The organism is Gordonia sp. VNK21 (genome assembly GCF_046098115.1).
In the GTDB taxonomy this organism is placed as follows: Bacteria; Actinomycetota; Actinomycetes; order Mycobacteriales; family Mycobacteriaceae; genus Gordonia.
The window spans coordinates 1-22,403 of the sequence record NZ_JBJURU010000004.1; the positions used below are offsets into that span (position 1 = coordinate 1).

General features: G+C 70.8%; 20 protein-coding genes and 1 tRNA gene. 14 read left to right on the forward strand and 7 right to left on the reverse strand.

What is annotated here, in order from left to right; translation table 11 throughout:
• Together ACJMNC_RS05740 and ACJMNC_RS05745 are read left to right on the forward strand one after the other, a co-directional pair.
• Window positions 1–2,123: (Fe-S)-binding protein (locus ACJMNC_RS05740; protein WP_408946991.1), on the forward strand; the 2,123-nt coding region annotated here is incomplete at its 5' end.
• Between the two features lie 175 nt (window positions 2,124–2,298).
• Complete coding sequence (locus ACJMNC_RS05745) at window positions 2,299–3,267, forward strand: hypothetical protein (protein ID WP_408946992.1); 969 nt, start codon at window positions 2,299–2,301, stop codon at window positions 3,265–3,267.
• A gap of 41 nt (window positions 3,268–3,308) precedes the next feature.
• On the opposite strand, the gene ACJMNC_RS05750 is transcribed toward ACJMNC_RS05745, so the two are convergent.
• Window positions 3,309–4,181: an exodeoxyribonuclease III gene (locus ACJMNC_RS05750; protein WP_408946993.1), complete on the reverse strand. Its 873-nt coding sequence runs from the start codon at window positions 4,179–4,181 to the stop codon at window positions 3,309–3,311.
• A 55-nt stretch (window positions 4,182–4,236) separates the two neighbouring features.
• On the opposite strand from ACJMNC_RS05750, the gene ACJMNC_RS05755 reads away from it, so the two are divergent.
• The 8 genes from ACJMNC_RS05755 to ACJMNC_RS05790 all read left to right on the forward strand — a co-directional run bounded on the left by ACJMNC_RS05755 (window position 4,237) and on the right by ACJMNC_RS05790 (window position 13,996).
• Complete coding sequence (locus tag ACJMNC_RS05755) at window positions 4,237–5,499, forward strand: pyridoxal phosphate-dependent aminotransferase (RefSeq protein ID WP_408946994.1); 1,263 nt, start codon at window positions 4,237–4,239, stop codon at window positions 5,497–5,499.
• A 123-nt stretch (window positions 5,500–5,622) separates the two neighbouring features.
• Window positions 5,623–7,392: an SDR family oxidoreductase gene (locus tag ACJMNC_RS05760; RefSeq protein ID WP_408946995.1), complete on the forward strand. Its 1,770-nt coding sequence runs from the start codon at window positions 5,623–5,625 to the stop codon at window positions 7,390–7,392.
• A gap of 10 nt (window positions 7,393–7,402) precedes the next feature.
• On the forward strand, window positions 7,403–8,332 hold the full coding sequence (locus ACJMNC_RS05765; protein WP_408946996.1) for a metal-dependent hydrolase: 930 nt from the start codon (window positions 7,403–7,405) through the stop codon (window positions 8,330–8,332).
• 14 nt (window positions 8,333–8,346) lie between these two features.
• Window positions 8,347–9,468, forward strand: a complete 1,122-nt coding sequence (locus tag ACJMNC_RS05770; RefSeq protein WP_408947198.1) for a PDR/VanB family oxidoreductase — start codon at window positions 8,347–8,349, stop codon at window positions 9,466–9,468.
• Window positions 9,469–9,526: 58 nt separating this feature from the next.
• The gene (locus tag ACJMNC_RS05775; protein WP_408946997.1) at window positions 9,527–10,291 is read left to right on the forward strand and encodes a MerR family transcriptional regulator; all 765 of its coding nucleotides are present in this window, start codon (window positions 9,527–9,529) and stop codon (window positions 10,289–10,291) included.
• Window positions 10,292–10,530: 239 nt separating this feature from the next.
• Window positions 10,531–11,097 (forward strand): TetR/AcrR family transcriptional regulator, encoded by a 567-nt coding sequence (locus tag ACJMNC_RS05780; protein ID WP_408946998.1) that lies wholly within the window; start codon window positions 10,531–10,533, stop codon window positions 11,095–11,097.
• Complete coding sequence (locus tag ACJMNC_RS05785) at window positions 11,094–12,665, forward strand: MFS transporter (RefSeq protein ID WP_408946999.1); 1,572 nt, start codon at window positions 11,094–11,096, stop codon at window positions 12,663–12,665. Before ACJMNC_RS05780 ends, ACJMNC_RS05785 begins: the two co-directional genes overlap by 4 nt.
• A gap of 47 nt (window positions 12,666–12,712) precedes the next feature.
• The gene (locus tag ACJMNC_RS05790; protein WP_408947000.1) at window positions 12,713–13,996 is read left to right on the forward strand and encodes an acetyl-CoA hydrolase/transferase family protein; all 1,284 of its coding nucleotides are present in this window, start codon (window positions 12,713–12,715) and stop codon (window positions 13,994–13,996) included.
• Between the two features lie 15 nt (window positions 13,997–14,011).
• Here the strand turns inward: ACJMNC_RS05790 and ACJMNC_RS05795 are convergent, their stop codons facing one another.
• Window positions 14,012–14,503, reverse strand: a complete 492-nt coding sequence (locus tag ACJMNC_RS05795) for a hemerythrin domain-containing protein (RefSeq protein ID WP_408947001.1) — start codon at window positions 14,501–14,503, stop codon at window positions 14,012–14,014.
• A gap of 204 nt (window positions 14,504–14,707) precedes the next feature.
• On the opposite strand from ACJMNC_RS05795, the gene ACJMNC_RS05800 reads away from it, so the two are divergent.
• Window positions 14,708–16,147 (forward strand): cytochrome P450, encoded by a 1,440-nt coding sequence (locus ACJMNC_RS05800; RefSeq protein WP_408947002.1) that lies wholly within the window; start codon window positions 14,708–14,710, stop codon window positions 16,145–16,147.
• 21 nt (window positions 16,148–16,168) lie between these two features.
• On the opposite strand, the gene ACJMNC_RS05805 is transcribed toward ACJMNC_RS05800, so the two are convergent.
• From ACJMNC_RS05805 to ACJMNC_RS05815, 3 genes are all read right to left on the reverse strand, one after another.
• On the reverse strand, window positions 16,169–16,693 hold the full coding sequence (locus tag ACJMNC_RS05805; RefSeq protein ID WP_408947003.1) for a hypothetical protein: 525 nt from the start codon (window positions 16,691–16,693) through the stop codon (window positions 16,169–16,171).
• Window positions 16,694–16,934: 241 nt separating this feature from the next.
• The gene (locus ACJMNC_RS05810) at window positions 16,935–18,587 is read right to left on the reverse strand and encodes an amidase (protein ID WP_408947004.1); all 1,653 of its coding nucleotides are present in this window, start codon (window positions 18,585–18,587) and stop codon (window positions 16,935–16,937) included.
• Between the two features lie 233 nt (window positions 18,588–18,820).
• Window positions 18,821–18,891, reverse strand: a tRNA-Gly gene (locus ACJMNC_RS05815).
• Between the two features lie 130 nt (window positions 18,892–19,021).
• On the opposite strand from ACJMNC_RS05815, the gene dcd reads away from it, so the two are divergent.
• Both dcd and ACJMNC_RS05825 read left to right on the forward strand, forming a co-directional pair.
• On the forward strand, window positions 19,022–19,585 hold the full coding sequence (gene dcd, locus ACJMNC_RS05820) for a dCTP deaminase (RefSeq protein WP_408947005.1): 564 nt from the start codon (window positions 19,022–19,024) through the stop codon (window positions 19,583–19,585).
• A gap of 12 nt (window positions 19,586–19,597) precedes the next feature.
• The gene (locus ACJMNC_RS05825; protein ID WP_408947006.1) at window positions 19,598–20,683 is read left to right on the forward strand and encodes a hypothetical protein; all 1,086 of its coding nucleotides are present in this window, start codon (window positions 19,598–19,600) and stop codon (window positions 20,681–20,683) included.
• Window positions 20,684–20,702: 19 nt separating this feature from the next.
• On the opposite strand, the gene ACJMNC_RS05830 is transcribed toward ACJMNC_RS05825, so the two are convergent.
• Both ACJMNC_RS05830 and ACJMNC_RS05835 read right to left on the reverse strand, forming a co-directional pair.
• Entirely contained in the window at window positions 20,703–21,017 is a 315-nt protein-coding gene (locus ACJMNC_RS05830) for an AzlD domain-containing protein (RefSeq protein ID WP_408947007.1), read from the reverse strand.
• Window positions 21,014–21,757: an AzlC family ABC transporter permease gene (locus ACJMNC_RS05835; protein WP_408947008.1), complete on the reverse strand. Its 744-nt coding sequence runs from the start codon at window positions 21,755–21,757 to the stop codon at window positions 21,014–21,016. Before ACJMNC_RS05835 ends, ACJMNC_RS05830 begins: the two co-directional genes overlap by 4 nt.
• Window positions 21,758–21,823: 66 nt before the next feature.
• On the opposite strand from ACJMNC_RS05835, the gene ACJMNC_RS05840 reads away from it, so the two are divergent.
• Window positions 21,824–22,387 (forward strand): helix-turn-helix domain-containing protein, encoded by a 564-nt coding sequence (locus ACJMNC_RS05840; protein WP_408947009.1) that lies wholly within the window; start codon window positions 21,824–21,826, stop codon window positions 22,385–22,387.
• The last annotated feature ends 16 nt before the right edge of the window (window positions 22,388–22,403 follow it).

Genomic DNA, 22,403 nt, shown 5'->3' on the forward strand with positions numbered 1-22,403 from the left:
AGAAGACCACCAAGGCCGTCGCCGAGCTGCTCGACATCGCCGCCGTCGACTTCCTGGTCCTCGGTCAGGGCGAGACCTGCACCGGCGACTCGGCCCGTCGCGCCGGCAACGAGTTCCTGTTCCAAATGCTCGCCCAGCAGAACATCGAGCAGTTCGACGAGCTCTTCGCGACTGCGCCGAATCAGCGCAAGAAGATCGTGGTGACCTGTGCGCACTGCTTCAACGCTCTGGGCAACGAGTACCCGCAGATGGGCGGCGAGTACGAGGTGGTCCACCACACCCAGCTGCTGAACCGCCTGGTGCGGGAGAAGCGTCTGGTGCCGGTGGCGCCGATGGAAGGCCAGCCGGTCACCTACCACGACCCGTGCTACCTGGGCCGTCACAACAAGGTCTACGACGCTCCGCGTGAGCTTATGGCCTCCACCGGATCCACGCTCACCGAGATGCCCCGGCACGGCGAACGGTCCATGTGCTGTGGCGCCGGCGGTGCCCGCATGTGGATGGAAGAGCAGATCGGTAAGCGCATCAACATCGACCGCGTCGACGAGGCGCTCGATGTGCTCGCCACCACCCCGGAGGCCGGGGAGTCGGGACCGACCAAGAAGATCGCGACCGGCTGCCCGTTCTGCCGCGTCATGCTCACCGACGGTGTCACCGCGCAGACCTCCGGCACCGACCAGGAGGACAAGGTCGAGGTGGTCGACGTCGCCCAGATGATCCTCGAAGGCGTGCAGCGCGGGCGCCAGGAGGTCAAGCGCGAGGGCAAGATCACCCACCCGATCCAGTCCGAGCTCGCCCCGGCCCCCGAGCCGGAGCCCGAACCGGAGAAGGCAGCCCCGGCCAAGGCCGCGGCTGCGGCACCGGCGGCGCCTGCCGCCAAACCCGCCGCCGGCGGTCTGGCCCCGAAGGGCGGACTCAAGAAGCCCGGCGGTCTGAAGAAGCCGGGCGGCGCCCCGAAGCCGGGCGGCGCTGCGGAGCCCGCCGCGGAAGCGGCGGCGGAGACCACTGCGGCGAACGGATTGAAGAAGCCGGGCGGGCTGAAGAAGCCCGGCGGCATCAAGAAGCCCGGCGGTGCTCCCAAGCCCGGCGGCGCAGCACAGCCGGCTGCCTCTGAGGCTCCGGCCGAGGCGGCAGCGGAGAGCGCGACCGCGCCGAACGGCTTGAAGAAGCCGGGCGGGCTCAAGAAGCCCGGCGGTATCAAGAAGCCGGGCGGCGCCCCCAAACCCGGCGGCGCAGCGCAGCCGGCGGCCGAGGCTCCGGCCGAGGCGGCACCGGCCGCCGAGGTCGCCGAGACCGCACCGAACGGCTTGAAGAAGCCCGGCGGCATCAAGAAGCCGGGCGGCGGACTCAAGAAGCCGGGCGCTGCTGCGAAACCGGCTGCGGCGGCTCCGGCCCAGCCGAGCGACGACACCGCCGACGCTCCCGCTGAGACGGCCCCCACCGCGGCGGCCACCACCGAGGCCACCGAGGGCAAGGCCAAGGGCTTCGGTATGGGCGGCGGCCTGAAGAAGCCGGGCGGCGGGCTCAAGAAGCCCGGTGCCGCGAAGCCCGCCCCGGCCCCGGCCGCGCCGAGCGCCGAGCCGGACGAGGAAGTGGCCGAGACCATCGAGGCCGTCGATCCGGGTGCCGCCGCCGAGGCCGAGGCCGTCCAGGCTCAGGCGGCCGAGGTCGAGGCTGCCGAGGCAGCAGAGGCGGAGGCGGCAACGTCGGCAGCCGCGACGACGGAGGCCACCGAGGGCAAGGCGAAGGGCTTCGGCATGGCCGGCGGCCTGAAGAAGCCGGGCGCCAAGAAGCCGGGCAGCAGCCCGGCGAAGGCCGCCGCGGCGCCGGTGGCCGAGGAGGCCCCGGTGGACGAGGCTCCCCTGGACGAGAATCCGGCCGATGAGGCACCGGCGGAGGACTCCGCGCCCGAGCCGGATGCGGCCGAGACCGCCGACGAGGCCGTGACCGCGGCCGTCGAGGCCGAGGCTGCAGAAGAACAGGCCGCCGAAGAAGGGGCTGCAGAAGAAGGGGCTGCCGAAGTGAAGGCTCCGTCGTCGGAGGCCCCGACCACCGCAGGCACCGCCGGTAAGGCCAAGGGCTTCGGCATGCCGGCCGGCAAGAAGCGTCCCGGCCAGAAGTAGCCCGGCGATCTCGCTCTGACTCGACCTCCGCTGCTATCAAATAGCAGCGGAGGTCGAGTCTGTGGCACCAGCGCCTCGTCGTGCGCCTGTGGACGGGCGGTCTCGCCATCCACAGGCGGCGTCGCACTACCCCGGTTATCGCGTCGCAGTCCCGGCCCGCGGCGACCATCGAGTCATGCCCACGACCGACGACGCTCCACCGGGCCGGGACGCTGCGCTCGGCGACCTGCTGTTCCGGCAGGACGGGGTGATCGCCCGTCGGCAGGCTCTGGCTGTGGGCTGCTCTCCCGAGTTCATCCGTTGCCGTCTGCGCCGGCGAGAGTGGGCCAGGCCGGTCCCCGGCGTCTACGTCACGCACACCGGTCCGCTCAGCTGGCGCCAGCGCGCCTGGGTCGCGATCCTCGACCTCTATCCGGCCGCGCTCGCCGGACGGTCCGCACTCACCCCGGGTGTCGGGGCGATCCACATCGCCGTCGCCTGCGAGCGCCGCGCACCGCGCCGGCCCGGAGTGGTCGTCCGGCGCCGGTCCCGGCTGCAGGAGAGCGTCGACTGGCACCTGAGCCCTCCGCGCCTCACCGTCGACGAGGCCGTGCTCGATCTCGCCGGTCAGGCGGCGACCGACCACCTGGCCGTCGCCGTCCTCACCGATGCGGTGGGCCGTCGGCTCACCACCGCGGACCGGATCCTGGCCGCGGCACGCCGCCGGCCCCGGCTGCGCCGGCGTGCATTCCTGCTCGCGGTCCTGCACGACATCGCGGCAGGCACCTGCTCGGTTCTCGAACACCGCTATCTGACCGACGTGGAGCGGGCGCACGGCCTGCCCGTGCCGCGTCGGCAGGCACCGACGACAGTCGGCCGCCACGGTTTCCGGGATGCGGACTACCCGGACCTCGGGGTGGCGATCGAACTCGACGGACGGAGCCGGCACGACGGCCCCGGCGCCCGGGACCGGGATCTGGAACGCGATCTGGATGCGGTTGCCGGTGCGGGCCGGACGACGGTGCGCCTGGGTCCCGGGCAGGTCTTCGACCGACCGTGCCTCACCGCCGCCAAGGTGGCGGCGGTACTGACCGCCCACGGATGGACCGGAACACTCGAGCGATGCCCGCACTGCCCGGGCGACGGCCCGGTCCCGCAGCCCTGAACCGCACCGGGATCCCGGACAGCACCGTCAGTACCGTCGCCTCAACCGTCGTCCTCGGCGTAGCCGACGATCAGCGGCGCATGATCGGACAGCCGTGCCTCGGGCGCGGGCTCCTTGTCGACGTGCACGTCCAGCGCCCGCCGCGCCAGGCCGGGGGTGGCGAGCTGGTGGTCGATGCGCCAGCCGACGTCCTTGACGAACGACTGTCCCGCCCAGCTCCACCAGGTGAGCGGGCCGGGGGCGTCGCCGTGCAGGGCGCGCACCACGTCCACCAGCCGCCGCGGCCCGGTGATCGACCCGAACCAGTCGCGTTCCTCCGGCAGGAAGCCCTCCATCTTCCGGGCCGGGCGCCAGTTGGTCACGTCCTGCGGCAGGTGCGCGATGTTCAGGTCGCCGATCAGCAGGAACTCGCGGCCGCTGCGGAGCGCGGTCCGCCGGTTGCGGTCCAGCTCGCGCGCGAAGGCCTGCAGGAAGCCCATCTTCCGGGCGTACTTGGCCCCGCCGTCGGGTCGCTCGCGCATCGATCCGGGACGCTGCAGTTCGGCCGGGAGGCCGCCCTTGGGCAGATACAGGCAGGCCACGGTGAGCGGCCGGTCGGCCAGATCCACCTCCAGGTAGCGCCCTTCGTGGGCGAAGGCACCCAGCCCGCGGGCGGTGGGCGCCAGCACGGACCAGCTGCGCACCGCCGCCGGCGCGGTCCTGGTGAGCAGCGCGACCCCGTTGCGGCCGGGAATGGAGCCGACGTCCACCGACGCCGTGTAGCCGTCGAAGGTGCCCACGTCGCCGGCCCCGCAGCGCAGCTCCTGCAGTCCCACCACGTCCGGGCCGCGTGATGCCAGCCAGTCGTCGAAACCGCGGCGGCGGGCGGCCCGGATGCCGTTGACGTTGAACGAGGCGACCGTGAAGCGGCTCATGACCACCAGACTGCCGCACCGGTCTGCGGGCAAAGGATTTGCCCCGGCTGACAGAATGGAACCCGTGAGCCGACCGCATGTATCGCACCAGAACCAGGATCTGCGCATTCTCGAGCAGTCCGACCGATTGCAGAACGTGTGCTACGAGATCCGTGGCCCGGTGCACGAGCATGCGGCCCGGCTCGAGGCCGAAGGCCACCGGATCATGAAGCTGAACATCGGCAACCCGGCCCTGTTCGGCTTCGAGGCGCCCGACGTGATCATGCGCGACATGATCCACGCGCTGCCGTATTCGCAGGGCTACTCCGAGTCACGCGGGGTGCTCTCGGCCCGCCGCGCCATCGTCACCCGCTACGAGCTGATCGACGAGTTCCCGTACTTCGACGTCGACGACGTCCTGCTGGGCAACGGCGTCTCCGAGCTGATCACCATGACCATGCAGGCACTGCTCAACGTCGGCGACGAGGTGCTCATCCCGAGCCCGGACTATCCGCTGTGGACGGCGATGACCGCGCTCTCCGGCGGCACCCCGGTCCATTACCGGTGCGACGAGGCCGCCGACTGGAATCCGGACATCGCCGACATCGAGGCCAAGATCACCGACCGCACCAAGGCGATCGTGGTGATCAACCCGAACAACCCCACCGGCGCGGTGTACTCGCGCGAGGTCCTCGAACAGATCGTCGAGGTGGCCCGCCGGCATTCCCTGCTGATCCTGGCCGACGAGATCTACGACAAGATCCTGTACGACGACGCCGTGCACACCAGCATCGCCTCGTTGGCGCCGGACATGCTGGTGCTCACCTTCAACGGTCTGTCCAAGGCCTACCGGGTGTGCGGCTACCGGGCCGGCTGGGTGGTGCTCACCGGCCCGAAGGGCCACGCGAAGGGCTTCATCGAGGGCCTCAACGTGCTGGCCTCGACCCGGTTGTGTTCCAACGTGCCCGGCCAGCACGCCATTCAGGTGGCGCTCGGCGGGTATCAGTCCATCGACGCGCTCTGCGCGCCGGAGGGCCGGCTCTACGAGCAGCGCACCGTCACCTGGCAGAAGCTCAACGAGATCCCCGGTGTGAGCTGCGTGAAGCCGCGCGGCGCCCTGTACGCCTTCCCCAAGCTCGACCCGGAGGTGCACCAGATCCACAACGACGAGCAGTTCGTCCAGGATCTGCTGCTCAACGAGAAGATCCTGGTGGTGCAGGGGTCCGGCTTCAATCTGCCCGATCAGCATCACTTCCGGATCGTCACCCTGCCGTGGAAGGACGATCTGACCGAGGCCATCGAGCGGATCGGCAACTTCCTCTCCTCGTACCGGCAGTAACACCTATCTCCGGCCTCGCACCCGGCGCCGAGCCCAGTTCAGAGGCCTGGATACCACCCTCTAGCCAATTACTGTTACTGCCGGTAACGTACATTTGCACCACACCTTCGAGGGAGCGTGCACATGGTTGTCTGGAATCGATCGACGGTCTCGACCGGAGACGTCGAACTCGCCGTTTTCGCCGCCGGTGATGCGGCCGAGCAGAAGGACCGGCCGACGGTCGTGCTGGTGCACGGCTGGCCGGACACCCACCACCTGTGGAACCACGTCGCCGACGGCCTGTCCGAGCACTTCCGCGTCTTCGCCTACGACACGCGCGGCTACGGCGAGTCCACCGTCCCCGACGCCGTCGATGCCTACCGGCTCGAGTACCTGGCCACCGACCTGTTCGCGGTGCTCGAGGCCGTGAACCCCGACGGCACCACCCACGTGGTGGGCCACGACTGGGGTTCGGTGCAGACCTGGGAGGCGGTCACCACACCGGGTGCCGACGAGCGGATCGCCTCGTTCACCTCCGTCTCCGGCCCCAACCTGGACTACCTCGGCGAGTGGACGCGCAGCAACCTCGCCGCCCCCACCCCGGGGAATCTGGGCCGCGCGCTGTCTCAGGTCGCCTCCTCGGCGTACACCGCGTTCTTCCAGCTGCCGGTGCTGCCGCAGGCCTTCTTCCGCACCTTCGGCTCGGAGCGCAACTGGGCGCAGTTCCTGCACGCCGTCGAGGGCACCCCGACGGAGAACCTGGACTTCGCGCCCACCCTGCGCGAGGACATGGTCTCGGGACTGCGCTTCTACAGCGCGAACATCCGCCGCAAGCTGGCCGCACCCGATCCGCGTCCGACCCTGGTGCCGGTCCTCGAACTGGTCAACGAGCGTGACATCGCGCTGCGTCCGGCGATCTACGAGCACACCCACAGCCATGCCGCCAAGCTGTGGCGCAAGAACAGCGCCACCGGACACTGGCTGCCGTACACCAATCCCGGGTACCTCATCGACTCCGCTCGCGAGTTCATTGCGCTGATCGAGAACGGGACGTCGTCGGCGCCCAACACCATCGACCGCGCCCGGCTGCTCGGGCCGCCGCCGGCCCTCGGCGGCAAGCTGGCCGTGATCACCGGCGCCGGCAGCGGTATCGGCCGGGAGACGGCCTACCGGCTGGCCGAACTGGGCTGCGAGGTGGTGCTGGCCGACATCGACGCGGGCGCGGCCGCCGAGACCGCCAGCGAATGCAAGGCCAAAGGCGTGCTGACCGCCTCCTATGCGCTCGACGTGGCCGATGTCGCCGCGGTGACCCGCTTCGCCGAGCAGGTCCGGGCGCAGCACGGCGTCCCCGACATCGTGATCAACAACGCCGGCGTGGCCGTCGCGGGATCGGCGCTCGCCGCCTCCGACGAGCAGATCGACCGGCTCTTCGACATCAACCTGCGCGGCGTGATCAGCGGCAGCCGTGCCTTCGGCGCGCAGATGGTCGAGCGCGGGGTGGGCGGCCACATCGTCAACCTCGCCTCCGCCGCAGCCTTCACCCCCTCCCGGGACCTGGGTCTGTACGCCGCCAGCAAGGCCGGGGTGCTGATGTTCTCGGAGTCGCTGCGCGCCGAGCTGGCCGAGCACCGGATCGGGGTGACCGCCATCTGTCCGGGCATCGTGCACACCAACATCACCCGCACGACCGCCTTCGCCGGTTCGGACGACGAAGCCGCCGAACAGGCCCGGATCGACGGTCTGTACGCCAAGCGCAACTTCACCCCCGACCGGGTGGCCGACGACATCGTCAAGGCCGTGCAGAACGACAAGGCCGTGGTCCCGGTGACCCCGGAGGCCAAGATCGGCTACCGCATCTACCGCTTCGCCCCGTGGGCGTCACGGATGGGTGCACGACGGAAGATCACCAGGTGAGGAGCTGACCATGACTACGAAGAACACCGGCGTCTCCCCCATCGAGGCCTCCCGCACCTCCCACTCCGACCCGCAGACCGACCCGGGCAAGGTGGAGCTGCACGCGCGCAACGTCCACTTCGACCTCTCGCAGGCGCCGCTGCACTGGATTCCGGGACACCCGGTGGCCTCGAACTTCATCAGCGTCCTGAACCTGATGCTGCCCGAGGGTGAGCGCTGGTTCGTCCAGACCTTCAACGAGGCGCTGCCGCTGGTACAGGACGACGAGCTGGCCGCCGACATGCGCGGCTTCGTCGGGCAGGAGGCGATGCACGCCGAGGCGCACGACAAGGCCGTCGAGGAATGGCTGATCGGGCACGGCATCGACGCCACCGGTTATCAGAAGCAGATGGAGTGGATCTTCCGCAAGGCGCTCGGTCCCCGCGAGGGCGGCACCCCCGAGGAACGACGCAAGCATCTGATCGAACGGCTCTGGCTGATCGCCGCGGTCGAGCACTACACTGCGATCCTCGGCGACTTCGCCCTCAACTCGCGCTGGGCCGACGTCGGCGCCGACCCGAACATGACGGACCTGTTCACCTGGCACGGCGCCGAGGAGGTCGAGCATCGGGCCGTCGCCCACGATGCGGCCTCCTACTTCGCCGACAGCGCCTTGCGCCGGGCCCGCGCCATGAGCGTCGCACTGCCCGTGCTCGCCGTGCTGATCGTCCGCGGCTTCCGGTTCATCATGAAGTCCGACGACTCGGTCCACTACTCGATGATCGGCAAGAACCTCGAGTACTTCCGCGGTGCGCGGGCCGGTGTGCTGCCCAAGATCCGGCATCTGCTCGGCGCCACGTTCACCTACTTCCGGCCCGGCTTCAAGCCGACCGATATCGGCGACACCGCGCAGGCGGTGGCGTACCTGGCGTCCTCTCCGGGAGCACGACGGGCCGCATGACTCCGGTGGACACCATGAATCACGTCTTCCATCCGCACACGACCGACCTGGAGACCGAGCCCCCGCATCTCTACGGCCGCTGGCGACGGGATCCCTTCATGCGCTTGCTCACCGGCCTGGGCAAGGTGTGGTTCCCGTTCTGGAGTCCGCTGGCGCCGCTGTACGAGACGGCGGTCGCCGATCATGTCCAGCAGCTGACGATCGTGGGCCGGGAGGTGGTCGCGCTCGACGAGAACGTCATCGCGCTGACCCTGGGCGCGGCCGACGGATCGATACTGCCGGAATGGCATCCGGGCGCGCACCTGGACCTGCATCTGGCCTCGGGCCGGATGCGGTCGTACTCGCTGTGCGGGGATCCGGGCGATCGCCGGCACTACCGGATCGCGGTCCGCCGCATACCCGAGGGCGGCGGCGGATCGATCGAGGTGCACGACACCCTGCGCGTCGGCGACACCGTGACCGTCAAGGGACCGCGCAACGCCTTCCCGCTGGCTCTGCCCGGCTACGGGTCCCCGGCCAGGAAACTGCGTTTCGTCGCGGCCGGCATCGGGATCACGCCGATCCTGCCGATGGTGGCCACGGCCGAGCGGCTCGGCCTGGAGTGGTCGATGATCTACAGCGGCCGCAGCGCCGAGTCGATCCCGTTCATCGCCGAACTCGCGCGGTACGGCAGCAAGGTGACCGTGCGCACCGACGACGTCGACGGGCTGCCGACGATGGCCGAGCTGACCGGACCCGAACCCGAGTCGGGACTGGCCGTGTACTGCTGTGGGCCGGTGCCGATGCTCGAGGCGCTGCGTCGCCATCTGGACGGCCGCCGTGACGTCGAACTGCACTTCGAACGGTTCTCGCCGCCGCCGATCCTCGACGGCACCGAGTTCACCGTGCGGCTCAACTCGACCGGCGAGACCATCACCGTGGCCGACGACGAGTCGGCGCTGACCGCGCTCCGCCGGGTCCGGCCGGGCGTCCCGTACTCCTGTCAGCAGGGGTTCTGCGGCACCTGCAGACTGCACACCACCGCCGGCGAGGTGGATCATCGGGACAGCCTGCTCACCGAGCCCGAACGCGAGGCGGGCTACTTCCTGCCATGTGTGTCCCGGTGCAGCTCGGCGCAGCTCGACGTGGACGCCTGAATCCGCAGCCGACCCCGAGCCGGACCGGCGCGCTGCGCCGGGTGCGATAATCGGCCCCATGACCGAATACCGGATCGACGATCTGGCGCGCGCCGCGGGCACCACCACCCGCAATGTGCGGGGATATCAGGACCGCGGTCTCATCCCGCGCCCGCAGCGCCGCGGCCGGATCGCCATCTACGGGGACCACCACCTCGAACGGCTCAAGGCGATCAACGGCCTGCTGCGGCGCGGTTTCACCATGTCGCACATCGCCGAGTTCTTCACCGGGGTGCAGCGCGGTGAAGATCTGGCCGCCGTGCTGGGGTTGAAGGGTCTGGTCACCGAGCCGTGGGGACGCACCCCGTCGGCCATGATCAGTGCCGGCGAACTGCGTGAGAAGCTCGGGAGCAGCGACCCCGAGCTGTTCGGCGCGCTGATCGAGCTGGATCTGATCGTCCCGGCCGACGAGGGTGAGCCGCCGTCCGAATACCTGATCAAGGACACCGAGACCATCGACGCATACGTGGAGCTGATGGAGATCGGCGCCCCGCTCACGTACATCCTGGGGCTGCAGCGGCGGCTCGACGAGGATCTGGCGCAGGCGGCGCGGACGCTGATCTCCGCGGGCCGGCGCGCGATCACCGAGGGGCGTTTCGACGGCTGGATCCCGGAAGGCCACGACGAGGAGGACTGGGCGGCCACCTTCATCGGGCACCTGCGCCGGACCGGCCGGGTCACCGCTCACAATTCGCTGAACCGGGCGCTGGACAAGGAACTGTCCCGCCAGCTCGACGACTATCTGAACATCGCCCGGCAGCGACGCCAGCAGCCGGAGTCCTGATCCGGATCGGATCGGGTAGCCGAAGCGGGCGCCACGCCCCTCAGCGCTACCCGATCGGGTCCGATGACCCGGCGGCGGACTCGCAGCCGCCACATCTCCACGTCACGACGCCCGCCTCACGATGCCCACCTCGTGATCGCCGGCTCGTGATCTCCCTCCGAGGTCCGCCACCGTTCTTCCACCCTTGTCAGATCTCCGCGATTTCTGTACATATGTACATATCGAGTTGAGGACGTACCGTGAGCGACGCGAAGAAACCCGGCCGGCGCCAGCAGATCGTCGATGCGGCCGCCGAACTGCTCTGCTCGGGTACCGGCGGCCGGCTCACCCACCGGCAGATCGCCGCGCACGCCGGGGTCCCGCTGGGATCGACCACCTACTACTTCACCGACCTCGACGACCTGATCGCCGCGGCCCTGGCCGAGCTGGCCGCCCAGATCGACGACGAACTGAGCCGCACCGCCGACCGGGTTGCCGCCGCCGGGGATCCGGTGAGCGTGCTGGCCCAGACGTTCAACGACTATCTGACGGACCTCGACCAGGTCCGCACCGAGACCGCCATCTACGTCGCCGGCCTGCAACGCCCGGAGCTGCGCGAACTCAGCCTCCGGTGGTTCACCGGCCTGGTCGATCTGCTCAAGCGGCACACCGACCCCGCGACCGCGACCGCGATGGCGGTCTTCGTCGACGGCGCCACTCTCTACACCGCCCTGCACGACCGGCCGCTGCCGCCCGAGCTGATCGAGCACACCACCACCCTGCTGCTGGCCGCCGCCGGCAGCGCACCCTCCGGAGTTGCAGAGTGACCAGAAGAACCGCACCGGATGCGCCCGGCGCACGCCGCAGCCGCCCGCCGACCGGCAACGACGACGGATCCCTGAGCACGCCACTGCCGGCCTGGCGCCGGTGGACGGCGCTGGCCGTGCTCTCCCTGGCACTGCTGACCGTGGTGATGGATATGACGGTGCTCAATGTGGCGCTGCCGTCGATCAGCGCGGAGCTGCGGCCCTCGGCCACCGCGCAGTTGTGGATGGTCGACGCCTACTCACTGGTCCTGGCCGGTCTGCTGGTCACGATGGGCGCCCTGGCCGATCGCTGGGGCCGCCGCCGGCTGCTGCTCGCCGGCTTCGCGGTCTTCGGCCTCGCCTCTCTCCTGGTGCTGTGGGCGTCGTCGCCGGCGGCCGTGATCGCGCTGCGTGCCCTGCTGGGCCTGGGCGGCGCCATGATCATGCCGAGCACCCTGTCGATGCTGCGGGTGATCTTCACCGACCTGCGGGAGCGGACCCTGGCCCTGGGTATCTGGGCGGCGGTCTCGGCGGCCGGTGCGGCGATCGGCCCGATCGTCGGCGGGCTGCTGCTCGAGGCGTTCTCCTGGCATGCGGCGTTCCTGGTGAACGTGCCGCCGATGGCGCTCGCCTTCGTCGCGACCTGCCTGCTGCTGCCCGAATCGCGTCTGCGCAACCCCGGCGGCTGGGATCTGCCGGCCTCGCTGCTCTCGATCGGCGGCATGGTGGCGCTGGTCTGGTCGATCAAGGAGTTCGGCAAGCGGTACGTCGCCGACGGCCTGGCCAATCCGCCGGCCTGGCTGGCGCTGGCCGCGGCGGTGGTCCTGCTGACCTGGTTCGTCCGGCGCTGTCTGGTGCGCGACGATCCGCTGCTGGACGTGCGGCTGTTCACCCGGCCGCAACTCACCGCCGGCGCGCTGGCGGCACTGTTCTCGATGGTGGCGATGGGCGGCGGGCTGCTGCTGCTGGCCCAGTGGCTGCAGCTGGTGCAGGGGCACAGCGCCCTGCAGGCCGGCATCCGGCTGCTGCCCTTCGCGGCCGGCGCGGTGGTCACCTCGGTCCTGGCCCGCTGGCTCGCCGATCTGCTCGGACCGCGGCTGGTGGTGATGCTCGGGCTGTGGCTGCCCGCGCTCGGCATGGGGTTGTTGTGGGCCGCCCCCGATCCGCTCGGCTATCCGTGGGTGGCCGCGGCGATGGCGCTGCAGGGCGCCGGCGCCGGGTCCTTGACGATCGCCTCGGCGATGATCATGGGCGGCAGTCCGCAGAAGCGCGCCGGGAACGCGGCCGCCATCGAGGAAACCGCGTACGACCTGGGCAATGTCTTCGGTGTCGCCCTGCTCGGCACACTGGCCGCCGTCGTCTTCAGCGACCGGCTCGGCCCGGCGGTCCCCGGCGCCGACGATTCGCTGGCCGCGGCCCTGGAGATCGCCCGGGACACCGGCTCGCCGCAGCTCGCTCAGCAGGCGATGACGGCGTTCACCGAGTCGGTGAGCCGGGTGGGTCTGTTCGGCGCGGTGCTGCTGGCCCTGGCCGGGATCGCGGTGTACGCGCTCACCCCGCGCGATCTGGACATCGACGTCCAGCACTGATCGGCATCCTGCCCGGTCAGGCCGCCGAACCGATTAGGCTCGGCAGCGTGACCTCCCCGCATACCCGTCCGGTTCCCGCCGAACGGCTCCTCGATCTCGTCGACGACGATGCCGCCCTCATCTCGCCGATCTTCGTCGGCACGCCGGAGTCATTGATCGACGCGCTGGAGGACGGCCACGAGCGACTGTCCGGGGTGCGGGTGCACAGCATGGGCGAGTACCGCGAACGCGCATACATCCGCGGAGAGTTCGGCGACCGGCTGCGGCACGTCGACTACTACCTGGCCGGCGGGACCCGGGAGGCCTTCCGGCGCGGACAGTGCGATCTGGTGCCCAACCACTTCTCCGAGATGCCGCGTCTGCTGCGCCGGCTGCCCAACCCCAAGACGGTGATCGCCGGCGCCTCGCTGCCCGATGCGCGCGGCTACTTCTCGCTGGGCACCAACGCCGACTACTGCGCCGCCCTGATCGGCGAGGTCCCGTTCTTCCTCGAGGCCAACCACCGGATGCCGCGGACGCACGGGGAGAACGCGATCCACATCAGTCAGGTGGCCGGCTGGACCGAGGTGGACCGGCCGCTGTACACGCAGCCGTCGACCACCGGGATCGACCCGCGCGACCGGGCGATCGCCGAGCACATCGTCGAGCGGGTGCCCGACGGCGCGTGTCTGCAGTTCGGGATCGGTTCGGTGCCCGACGCCGTCGCCGCCCAGTTGCAGGGTCATCGGCGCGATCTCGGCATTCACACCGAGGTGATCACCGACGGGATCATGGCGCTGATCCGGTCCGGGACCGCCAGCGGCGCCCGCAAGACCAATCACCGCGGGCAGGCGGTGGCCACCTTCGCGCTCGGTTCCGGCGAGCTCTACGACTGGCTCGACGACAATCCGGGGGTCGTCATGCTGCCGGTGGATCAGACCAACGATCCGCGGATCGTGGGCACCGAGCCGAACATGGTCTCGATCAACGCCACCACCGAGGTGGACCTGTACGGTCAGGCGGCCAGCGAGACGATCGCCGGGAAGTACTATTCGTCGTCCGGCGGGCAGGTGGACTTCGCACGCGGCGTGCAGTACTCGGCCGGCGGGCAGGGTTTCCTGGTGACCCGCGCGACCACCACCGCGGGCGCCAGCAAGATCACCGCCCGGCTCTCCCCCGGCAGCGTGGTGACCACGCACAAGAACACCACCGACAAGGTGGTCACCGAGTACGGCGTGGCCGATCTGATCGGCCGCCCGCTGCGCGAACGCGCGAGCGCGCTGATCGCGATCGCCGCCCCCGAGCATCGCGATGAACTCACCTTCCAGGCGCGGGAGATGGGTCTGCTCTGAGGTGGGCGACGGCGGTCAGGCGCGCTCGCAGGACCAGCCGTCGGGCAGGGTGCCGGTGTCGATGAAGGCGGCGAGCACGGCCCGGGTGTCGTCGTCGAGGTCGGCCTGCAGGTGCGGGTAGATCACCGGCTCCTCCTTGCCGTTGTGGTCGGCCAGCAGCGCCAGCATCGCGGTGCAGGCGTCGAGCACCCGGCTGCGGACCGGCTCGGCGTCCGCGTCCTCGGCGGCCAGCAGTTCGTCGAGGTCGGCCATCGCCCGCCACATCCGGCCGTGTTCGGTCACCATCACCATGATCGGCATCATCAGCGGGCCCGAGCGCAGCCGTGGGAAGACGATCTCCTCTTCGAGGTAGATGTGCCGGGCCAGGGCCGCCATGGCGGTGCGCAACGGCTGCGCCCACTGCGTCACCGAGCCGTCGGGTGTGCTCGCGAGGAACTGCTCGATCCCGGCGTCGATCTCGTGGTGCTCGCGGATCAGGGCGTCGGCCAGACTGGATACGGTCGTCATCTCGACTCCTTTAGCGGACTGACTCTCCTTTAAATAGAGGGTACGCCGTCCAGGGACCCGCGGAACGGGCCGATCGTCCCGAATGCGGAATCGCAGGCCGCCGCCCCGGCCTCGGCCATCCGCCGGTTCGGGCGGACGGATCGTTCTACAGTGGAGGTACGCCCCTGCCCGGCGGCCGCGTTCGTCCCGGAGGATCAGAACGGCATGACCAGCAGACTCACCACCCCACTCGACAGCTGTGCCGCGCGCACCCGGCACTGGCATCTCGCGCCGCCCGGCAGCGACTCCGGGGTCGGCGGTCCGGCCGCCGCCCCGACCGGCGCCGTGACGGGCCCGGGCGCCCACCGTTCCCGGCTGCGCGCGCTCGCCTCGTCGGCGCATTTCGTCACCCACCTCGGCGACGTCCTGTTCGACGCCGCGTCCTCCGGCGGCGAGGTGCTGCGCTTCGAGCTGTACGGCGGACCCGGACCGGTGGCGGTGATCTTCGAGCCGTCGTACATCAAGTCGGTGGTCACCGCCGACGAGGCGATCGCCCCGTCGGCCACACACGAGTCACCGCTGCGGCCGATCGTGGGCGGCGAGTCGGTGCTCACCTCTCTCGGCCGGCGGCACCGCCAGCAGCGGGCACTGCTGATGCCGCGATTCCACGGACGATCGGTGGCCTCGTATCAGCAGTCCATCGACGACGCGACCGAGACCGCGCTGCGCTCGTGGCCGGTGGGCCGTCCGGTGCCGCTGGCGATCATCGCTCAGCAGATCACGCTGGACGTGATCATGGCCGGGATCTTCGGGCTGCCCGAGCCGTCCGCGATGACGCCGGCGGAGACCGCCATGCGGATCGAGCTGCTGCGCCTGCTCCGGTTCTCCACGACGCCGATCGCCACGGCCACCCAGCTGATGAACGCCCGCCGGGAGGATCCGGTGGGGCTGCTGAAGCTGTTCCTGCGCAGGATCGATCGGCGCATCCTCGCGGTGATCGACGAACGGCGCACCGCCGGCGACGCCGGGGCCCGCGACGACATCCTGGCACTGCTCCTCGAGGCCCGCACCGAGGACGGCGCGCCGCTCTCGGACAGCGAGATCCGCGACGAGCTGATAACGCTGCTGCTGGCGGGCCACGAGACCACCGCCAACACCGTCGCCTGGACCTTCGAGCGCCTCACCCGGTTCCCGCAGGTGTACGGCCGGGCCCGGGAGGCGGTGCGCAGCGGCGACGACGACTACCTCGAGGCGCTTCTCAACGAGTCGATGCGGTCCCGGCCGGTGGTGCCGGCCATCGCCCGGCACCTGCTCGAGCCGTGGGACTTCGGCGACGACCGGGTCCCCGACGGGGTGACCGCGCTGATCAGCATTCTGCTGCTGCATCATCGCGACGATCTCTATCCGCAGCCCTTCGACTTCCGTCCGGAACGTTTCGTGGGCGTACGTCCCGGACCGCACGAACTGATGCCGTTCGGCGGCGGCAACCGGCGCTGCCTGGGCGCCGCCCTGGCGATGGCCGAACTGCGGACCGTGGTCGGCGAGCTGCTGCGCCGGGTGGACCTGCAGACGACCGATGCGCCAGGCGAGGCGCCGCGGCACCGCAATGTGACCATGATCCCGAAGGCCGGCGGCCGGGTGACGGCGCGCTCGATTCAGCGCTGACCCCTGCGACCGCCGCCGGCGTCAGAAGACACGCAGCCGGGCGGTCGCGGTGCCCAGATTGGGCCGGTGCGGGCGCAGCGAGAAGTCGACCGGCCCCGATCCGGTGTGCACCTCGGTGTGGGCGATCCACGGTCCGCCGACGAAGTCGAGGAACGGCCCGGACGCCACCCGCACCACCGAGCCCGACTTTCCGGTGGCCCGGTTGTGCCAGGCCACGGTGACCGGCACCGTGCAGTAGCGGAGCGTGCCGGAGATGCCGAGGAAGCGGCCGCTGAGCTGGAGCTGGACATTACCGAGGTTCGACACGGGAACATCGTCCGGATAGAGGTAGGGCTGCGTGAACAGCGAGACCTGCACCGAGCCGCCGCACGCCGGTCCGTCGGCCACCGTCCACACCGGCCCCAGGTAGGCCTGGCGGCGCAGCGCCGGATCGTGCGGGTCGTAGGGATTGGCGGCGGCGGGCGCGGCGGCCAGCATCATCGCCGTCAGTGCGGCGAGCACGGCGCCCGGCATCCAGCCGGCCCGGAGCGATCCTCGCAACGACATGATCCCGCTCCTCTCGCCGCCGGCGCCGATTCTCGACGAACACCGGCTACCAGGATCATCGGCTATCGACACGGCACTGTTACCCGGATCACACATCAGGCGCGGCACGGACGCGATGGCCGGACCCGGTGCCGGCCCGCTCAGAGCTGTTCGATGATCGGCATCGGCCAGTCCGCCGGCCTCGCACATCACCTGGAGCCCGAAGCGTCCGCCGCTTCGAGGAGTGCGTACTGCTCGCGCCCTAAGGCACAGGCCGCACGCGGGCGTGATGCAGTCGGTCGAAGTCGGCGGCCAACGAGAGGAGGTCGCTGTCGGCGAATCGTCTGCCCAGGAACTCGATTCCGGTCGCGCCGCTGACCTCTCGTCCGCTTCCGTAGCGGTATCCCGCCGGAACCGTCACTGCGGGCATTCCCGACAGCGGGGCGATGTAGACGTTGTCGCCCGCGAGACCCGTCGGTGGACCGGGCGTGGTGGGGTAGACGATGGCGTCGAGACCGGCGCTGTCCATCAGTCGCGTGAGATGGGTTCGATACGAGCCGATCCGGCGCTGATGCGCAACGAGCTGCGTGCGGTACTGCGCATCGGTCACGCCCAGCCGCGCAGGTGTCCTCGGGTCGAGGGCCAAGAGACTCTGGCCGCTGTTGACGAGCTCGGCGAGCGTCTTGCCGCGAGCCGACGGTCCGGCCTGGCCGGCGAGGTAGGCGTCGATCTCGGGGCGGATCTCGAACGAGCTGCCCGACTCGAACCGGGGTGGGGTGACGGCGACGGTGCGCACGATCGCACCGGCCCGGCGGAGCGTTCGGATCGAGTCGTCCATGATCGCCCGGGTGGCAGGGTCGTCCCCGTTCAGATTCGACGCCACGCCGATCACCGCGCCCTTGAGGGCATGCGGAACAGGTTGAGCAAGCGCGACTTTCGTCGCCGCCGAGGTTGCCTGGTCGGCTGGATCCCGGCCGGCGATCACCGCCAGTGCGATCGCGGCGTCGGACACGTTGCGGGCGATGGGGCCGACGGTGTCCTGCGACAGCGCCAGCGGTATGACCCCGGTTCTGCTGACCACACCGGTCGACGGCCGGACACCGACGACGGAGTTCCACGACGACGGTGTCCGTACCGATCCGCCGGTGTCGGTACCGAAGGCGAGGGTCGAGAAGGCCAGGGCCACAGACACGGCCGATCCGCCGCTCGATCCCCCGGAGGACTGACCGGGAGAATAGGCATTCAGGGTGAGACCGCCCAGCGACGATGCGCCCAGGGTGTTGACCGCGAACTCGTCGAGGTTGGTCTTGCCGAGGATGACGGCACCGGCCCGCCGTAGCCGCTGCACCACGACCGAGTCGTCGCCCGGCCGGTTGTCACGCAGGCAGCGACACCCGGCCGTGGTCGGCATGTCCCGCGTTCCGATGTTGTCCTTGAGCAGAACCGGAACGCCGTACAGCGGAGATCGGTCCGGATGCGCCGCCCGTGCGCGATCGAGGGCTCGTGCCTCGGCGATCGCGTGACGGTTGAGGGTCAGCACGGCATTCGGCGGGCCCAGCGGCCCCAGCCGCGGCGCGTCGTCGTACTTCTTGATCCGCCCCAGGTAGGCCCGTGTCAGCCCCTCGGAGGTCACTCGGCCCGCCGACATCGCTGCCTGGATCTGTATGACCGACGATTCGAGATCATCGACGGTGACGCGGCCGTCGCCGTTGACGTCGGCGGCCGGCGCCGGTTGGGCGGAGGCGCTCGGCGGGCTGACGATGCCCGCGGCGCAGGTGAGCGTCGCCATCATGACGGCCGCCTGCACAACACGTTTCATACGACCTGACACGGTGGGCCTTTCGGGCGCAGGGGCGCGGGCTGATGCGCCCGGCGACTGTCGGGCCGCGCGGACAAGACCGCTGACGACCCGCACCGAACTCTGCCGCCCCGATGGGGAGTCGTCCAACGGAAGAGACGGCCTCACCCGTCGACCACACGCAAAGTCCCAGGTGGGCGGGTGTTTCGGTAGTGCAGCTCACATCAGGCCGTCAACGACTCGGACATCACGGTGAGCGACGCGAATCCGGGATCTGCTGCTTCGAGAAGCGCTGGGTGGGGGGTCGGTGATGCGACCCGGGCGAGCACGCCGGCCGGATCGGAGATGAGAGCCGATGACGGGAATCGAACCCGCACTCTCAGCTTGGGAAGCTGATGTTCTACCACTAAACTACATCGGCATCGCGAGGCCTCACCTCGCGCAGCACAGCCTAGCAAACGCCGGGCGGGCGGGTGCGCGTCGGCCGTCGTCGCCGACCCTGTGCCCCACTGAGCACCCTCACCGGGCCGCTCTCCCATAAACTCGGGGGCGTGCTGCTCTCCGACCGCGACATCCGCGCCGCCATCGACGCCGACCGGCTCGGCATCGATCCCTACGATCCGTCGCTGGTGCAGCCGTCCAGTGTGGACGTGCGCCTCGACAGTCTGTTCCGGGTCTTCAACAACACCCGGTACACGCACATCGACCCGGCGCGGCAGCAAGACGAGCTGACCAGCCTGGTCGAACCGGGTGAGGACGAGCCCTTCGTCCTGCACCCGGGAGAGTTCGTCCTCGGCTCCACCCTGGAGATCTGCACCCTGCCCGACGATCTGGCCGGCCGCCTCGAAGGCAAGTCGTCGCTGGGCCGGCTGGGGCTGCTCACCCACTCGACCGCCGGCTTCATCGATCCCGGCTTCTCCGGGCACATCACGCTCGAGCTGTCGAATGTGGCGAATCTGCCGATCACCCTGTGGCCCGGGATGAAGATCGGGCAGCTCTGCCTGATCCAGCTGAGTTCGCCGGCCGCCAACCCGTACGGCAGCGCCGCGGTCGGCTCCAAGTACCAGGGCCAGCGCGGCCCCACCCCGTCGAAGGCCTACCTGAATTTCCGGTGAAGTGAGCCCCCGATGACCGATCCGTCGACTCCCGCCGAGCAGCCCGCCGCCCCACGGCCGGCCTGGCTCGACGACTTCACCGTCCCGGCCCACCCTGCCGGTGCGGTGCTCGCGCTGGATTTCGGCGACGACGGCCTGTGGGCGGCCCGGCTCGGCGACGACGGCCGGCTCGCGGCCACGGCCACCGAGCCGCGGATCACCGGCCGGGTGCTCGATCTGCGGGTGGCCGGCCTGCTCCGGACCACCGGCGCCGTCCCGGAGGCCGACCGGCCGGAGGTCTTCACCGAACTGGTCGACCTGGTCCGGCGCGCCCGCGACGGGCTGGCCGACCGTGACAGCGTGCTGCTGATGGGCACCGAACATCTCCGCCTGGTGACCGTCTCACTCGACACCGTCCTCGAGGCCACGGTCCCGGAGATCAACCGGGTGCACGGCATGGTGGTGGAGCTGGCCGGCCGCGAGCCGGTGGCCGCGATCCTGCTCGGTCCGGGCACCGACGCCTGGCCCGGCCTGTGGGAGGCGCTCACCGAACGCGGCTACTCGCTGCTGCTGCCCGGCGACGACTTCCCGACGCTCTTCGCCGGCGACGAGGAACCCACCGGCGCGCTCGACGCCGTCGACCAGGAGCAGGCGGCGCTGGCCTGGTCGGCGAGCGAGACCGTCCCGCCCGTCGGCGACGATCCGGGGGCGCGTCGGCGCAACCGGGTGGCCGCCGCCGTCGGCGTGGTGGCCTGTCTGGCGATCCTCGGCGGGGCCGTGGCCGTGGCCGTGACCTCCACGCGCCCCGCGGACGACGACTCGGGACCGATCGCGGTGGCCACGCCGTCCGCCGACGACGACGAGGTCTCGGGCACCGAAACCACCTCCGCGGGTGCGCCGAGCACCGCACTGCCCGCCGACATCGCGGCCGCCCGCGCCGAGATGTCGCGCTACCGGCCGCCGACGAGCACACCGACCCAGACCTCCCAGCCCCGCCAGCCCACGCAGACCGCGACCGAGGCCCCCACCGGCGCCAATCCGCGGCCGCGGCCGCGACCGAACCCCCGGCGCACCATCCCCAACCCGATCCCGGGCCTGCCGCCGATCGTCATCGGCTGACCGCCCGCACCCGATCCGGTCAGGCCGCCCAGCCCAGTCCCCGCAGCAGTGCGGCGACCGCCGCGGCGGCGATCACCACCACCAGGAACGGCGCCCGCCGCCACAGCAGCAGGGCGGCCACGCCGAGCGCCGGCAGCCGGGCATCGATCGCCAGGGCCTGCCCGTCGCCGACGGTCTGCACCACCACCAGCGCCGCGAGCAGCGCGACGGTCAGCAGATCGGCGATCCGCAGGGCGCGCGGCGCCCGCAACCAGCGTTCGGGCAGCAAGTAGCCGATCAGTTTCAGCGCCAGGGCCGCCACCCCGGCGATCAGCACCGCGACGGTCAGACTCATGTCGCCACCGCCGTCTCACGGCCGGGCTGCTGCGGCGGCCACAGCAGGCCGACGATCACCGCGACCGCGCCGGCCAGCAGGATCGGCAGGCCCGGGGTGAGCACCGGGGTCACGGCGGCGGCGACCACCGCCGCCCCGGCACCCACCGCCAGCGGCTCTCGGCCGCGCAGCCGTGGCCACAGCAGAGCCAGGAAGGCGGCGGCCGCGGCGGCATCGAGCCCGTACTGCCGCGGATCACCGAGCACGTCCCCGGCCAGCGCGCCGCACAGGGTCATCAGGTTCCAGCCCGCGAACACCCCCAGACCGGTCACCCAGAAACCGACCCGCCGCGCCGTCGGCGCGCTCTGCGCCAGGGCCACCGCCGCCGATTCGTCGATCGTCACCTGTGCGGCGGCCAGCCGGCGCCACCGGCCCGGACCGACGATCGGCGCCATCCGCATGCCGTAGACCGTGTTCCGCACACCGAGCAGCGTGGCCGAAGCGATCGCCGATCCGGCCGCACTCACTCCGCCCGAGGCGATCACGCCGACGAACGCGAACTGGGACCCGCCGGTGAACATCAGCAGGCTGAGCAGGCAGGTCTGCGGCACCGACAGCCCGGACGCCACCGCGAGCGCACCGAAGGAGATCCCGTAGGAACTGGTGGCCAGCGCGACCGCCAGCCCGTCGCGACGGGCCCGCCGCTCCGCCTCGCTGGTCGCCGGCGACACCGTCGTCGCCGTTCGCTCTGATGAACGCATGACAATCATGGTGAACAGTCGCGGTTCGTTCGTCAACCCGAATTATCGTTCGGCACAATGAACGTCATGGACAGCAACCCGACCGCGGGCCTGGGCGCCCGCATCGCCGCCTCCCTGCGCGCCGAACGCACCCGGTCGGGCCTGTCGGTCTCCGAGCTCGCCCGCCGGGCCGGAGTCTCCAAAGCCACCGTCTCGCAGCTCGAGACCGGCGGCGGCAATCCGAGCGTGGAAACCCTGTGGGCGCTCGCCGACGCCCTGGGCGTTCCGTTCTCGGTGCTCGTCGAGGAACCCGCGGCCCCGGCCCGGCTGATCCGGGCCGCCGAGACCACCGCCATCGAGGCGGCCGGCGCCCCCTACAGCGCCGCCCTGCTCTCGGCCAGCCCACCGCACAGCCGCCGCGACCTGTACGTGATCCACGCCGAACCCGGACCACCGCGCGACTCGGCCCCGCACGCCCGGGGCACCGTCGAGCATCTCGTACTGCTGTCCGGCCGGGCCGTCGCCGGACCGTCCGGCGACCCGGTCGAACTGCATCCCGGCGACTATCTGTCCTACCCCGGCGACGCTCCGCACATCTTCGAAGCCCTCGAGACCGGCACCCGCGCCGTCCTGATCACCGAGGTCCGCTGACGGTCCGGTCCACTCG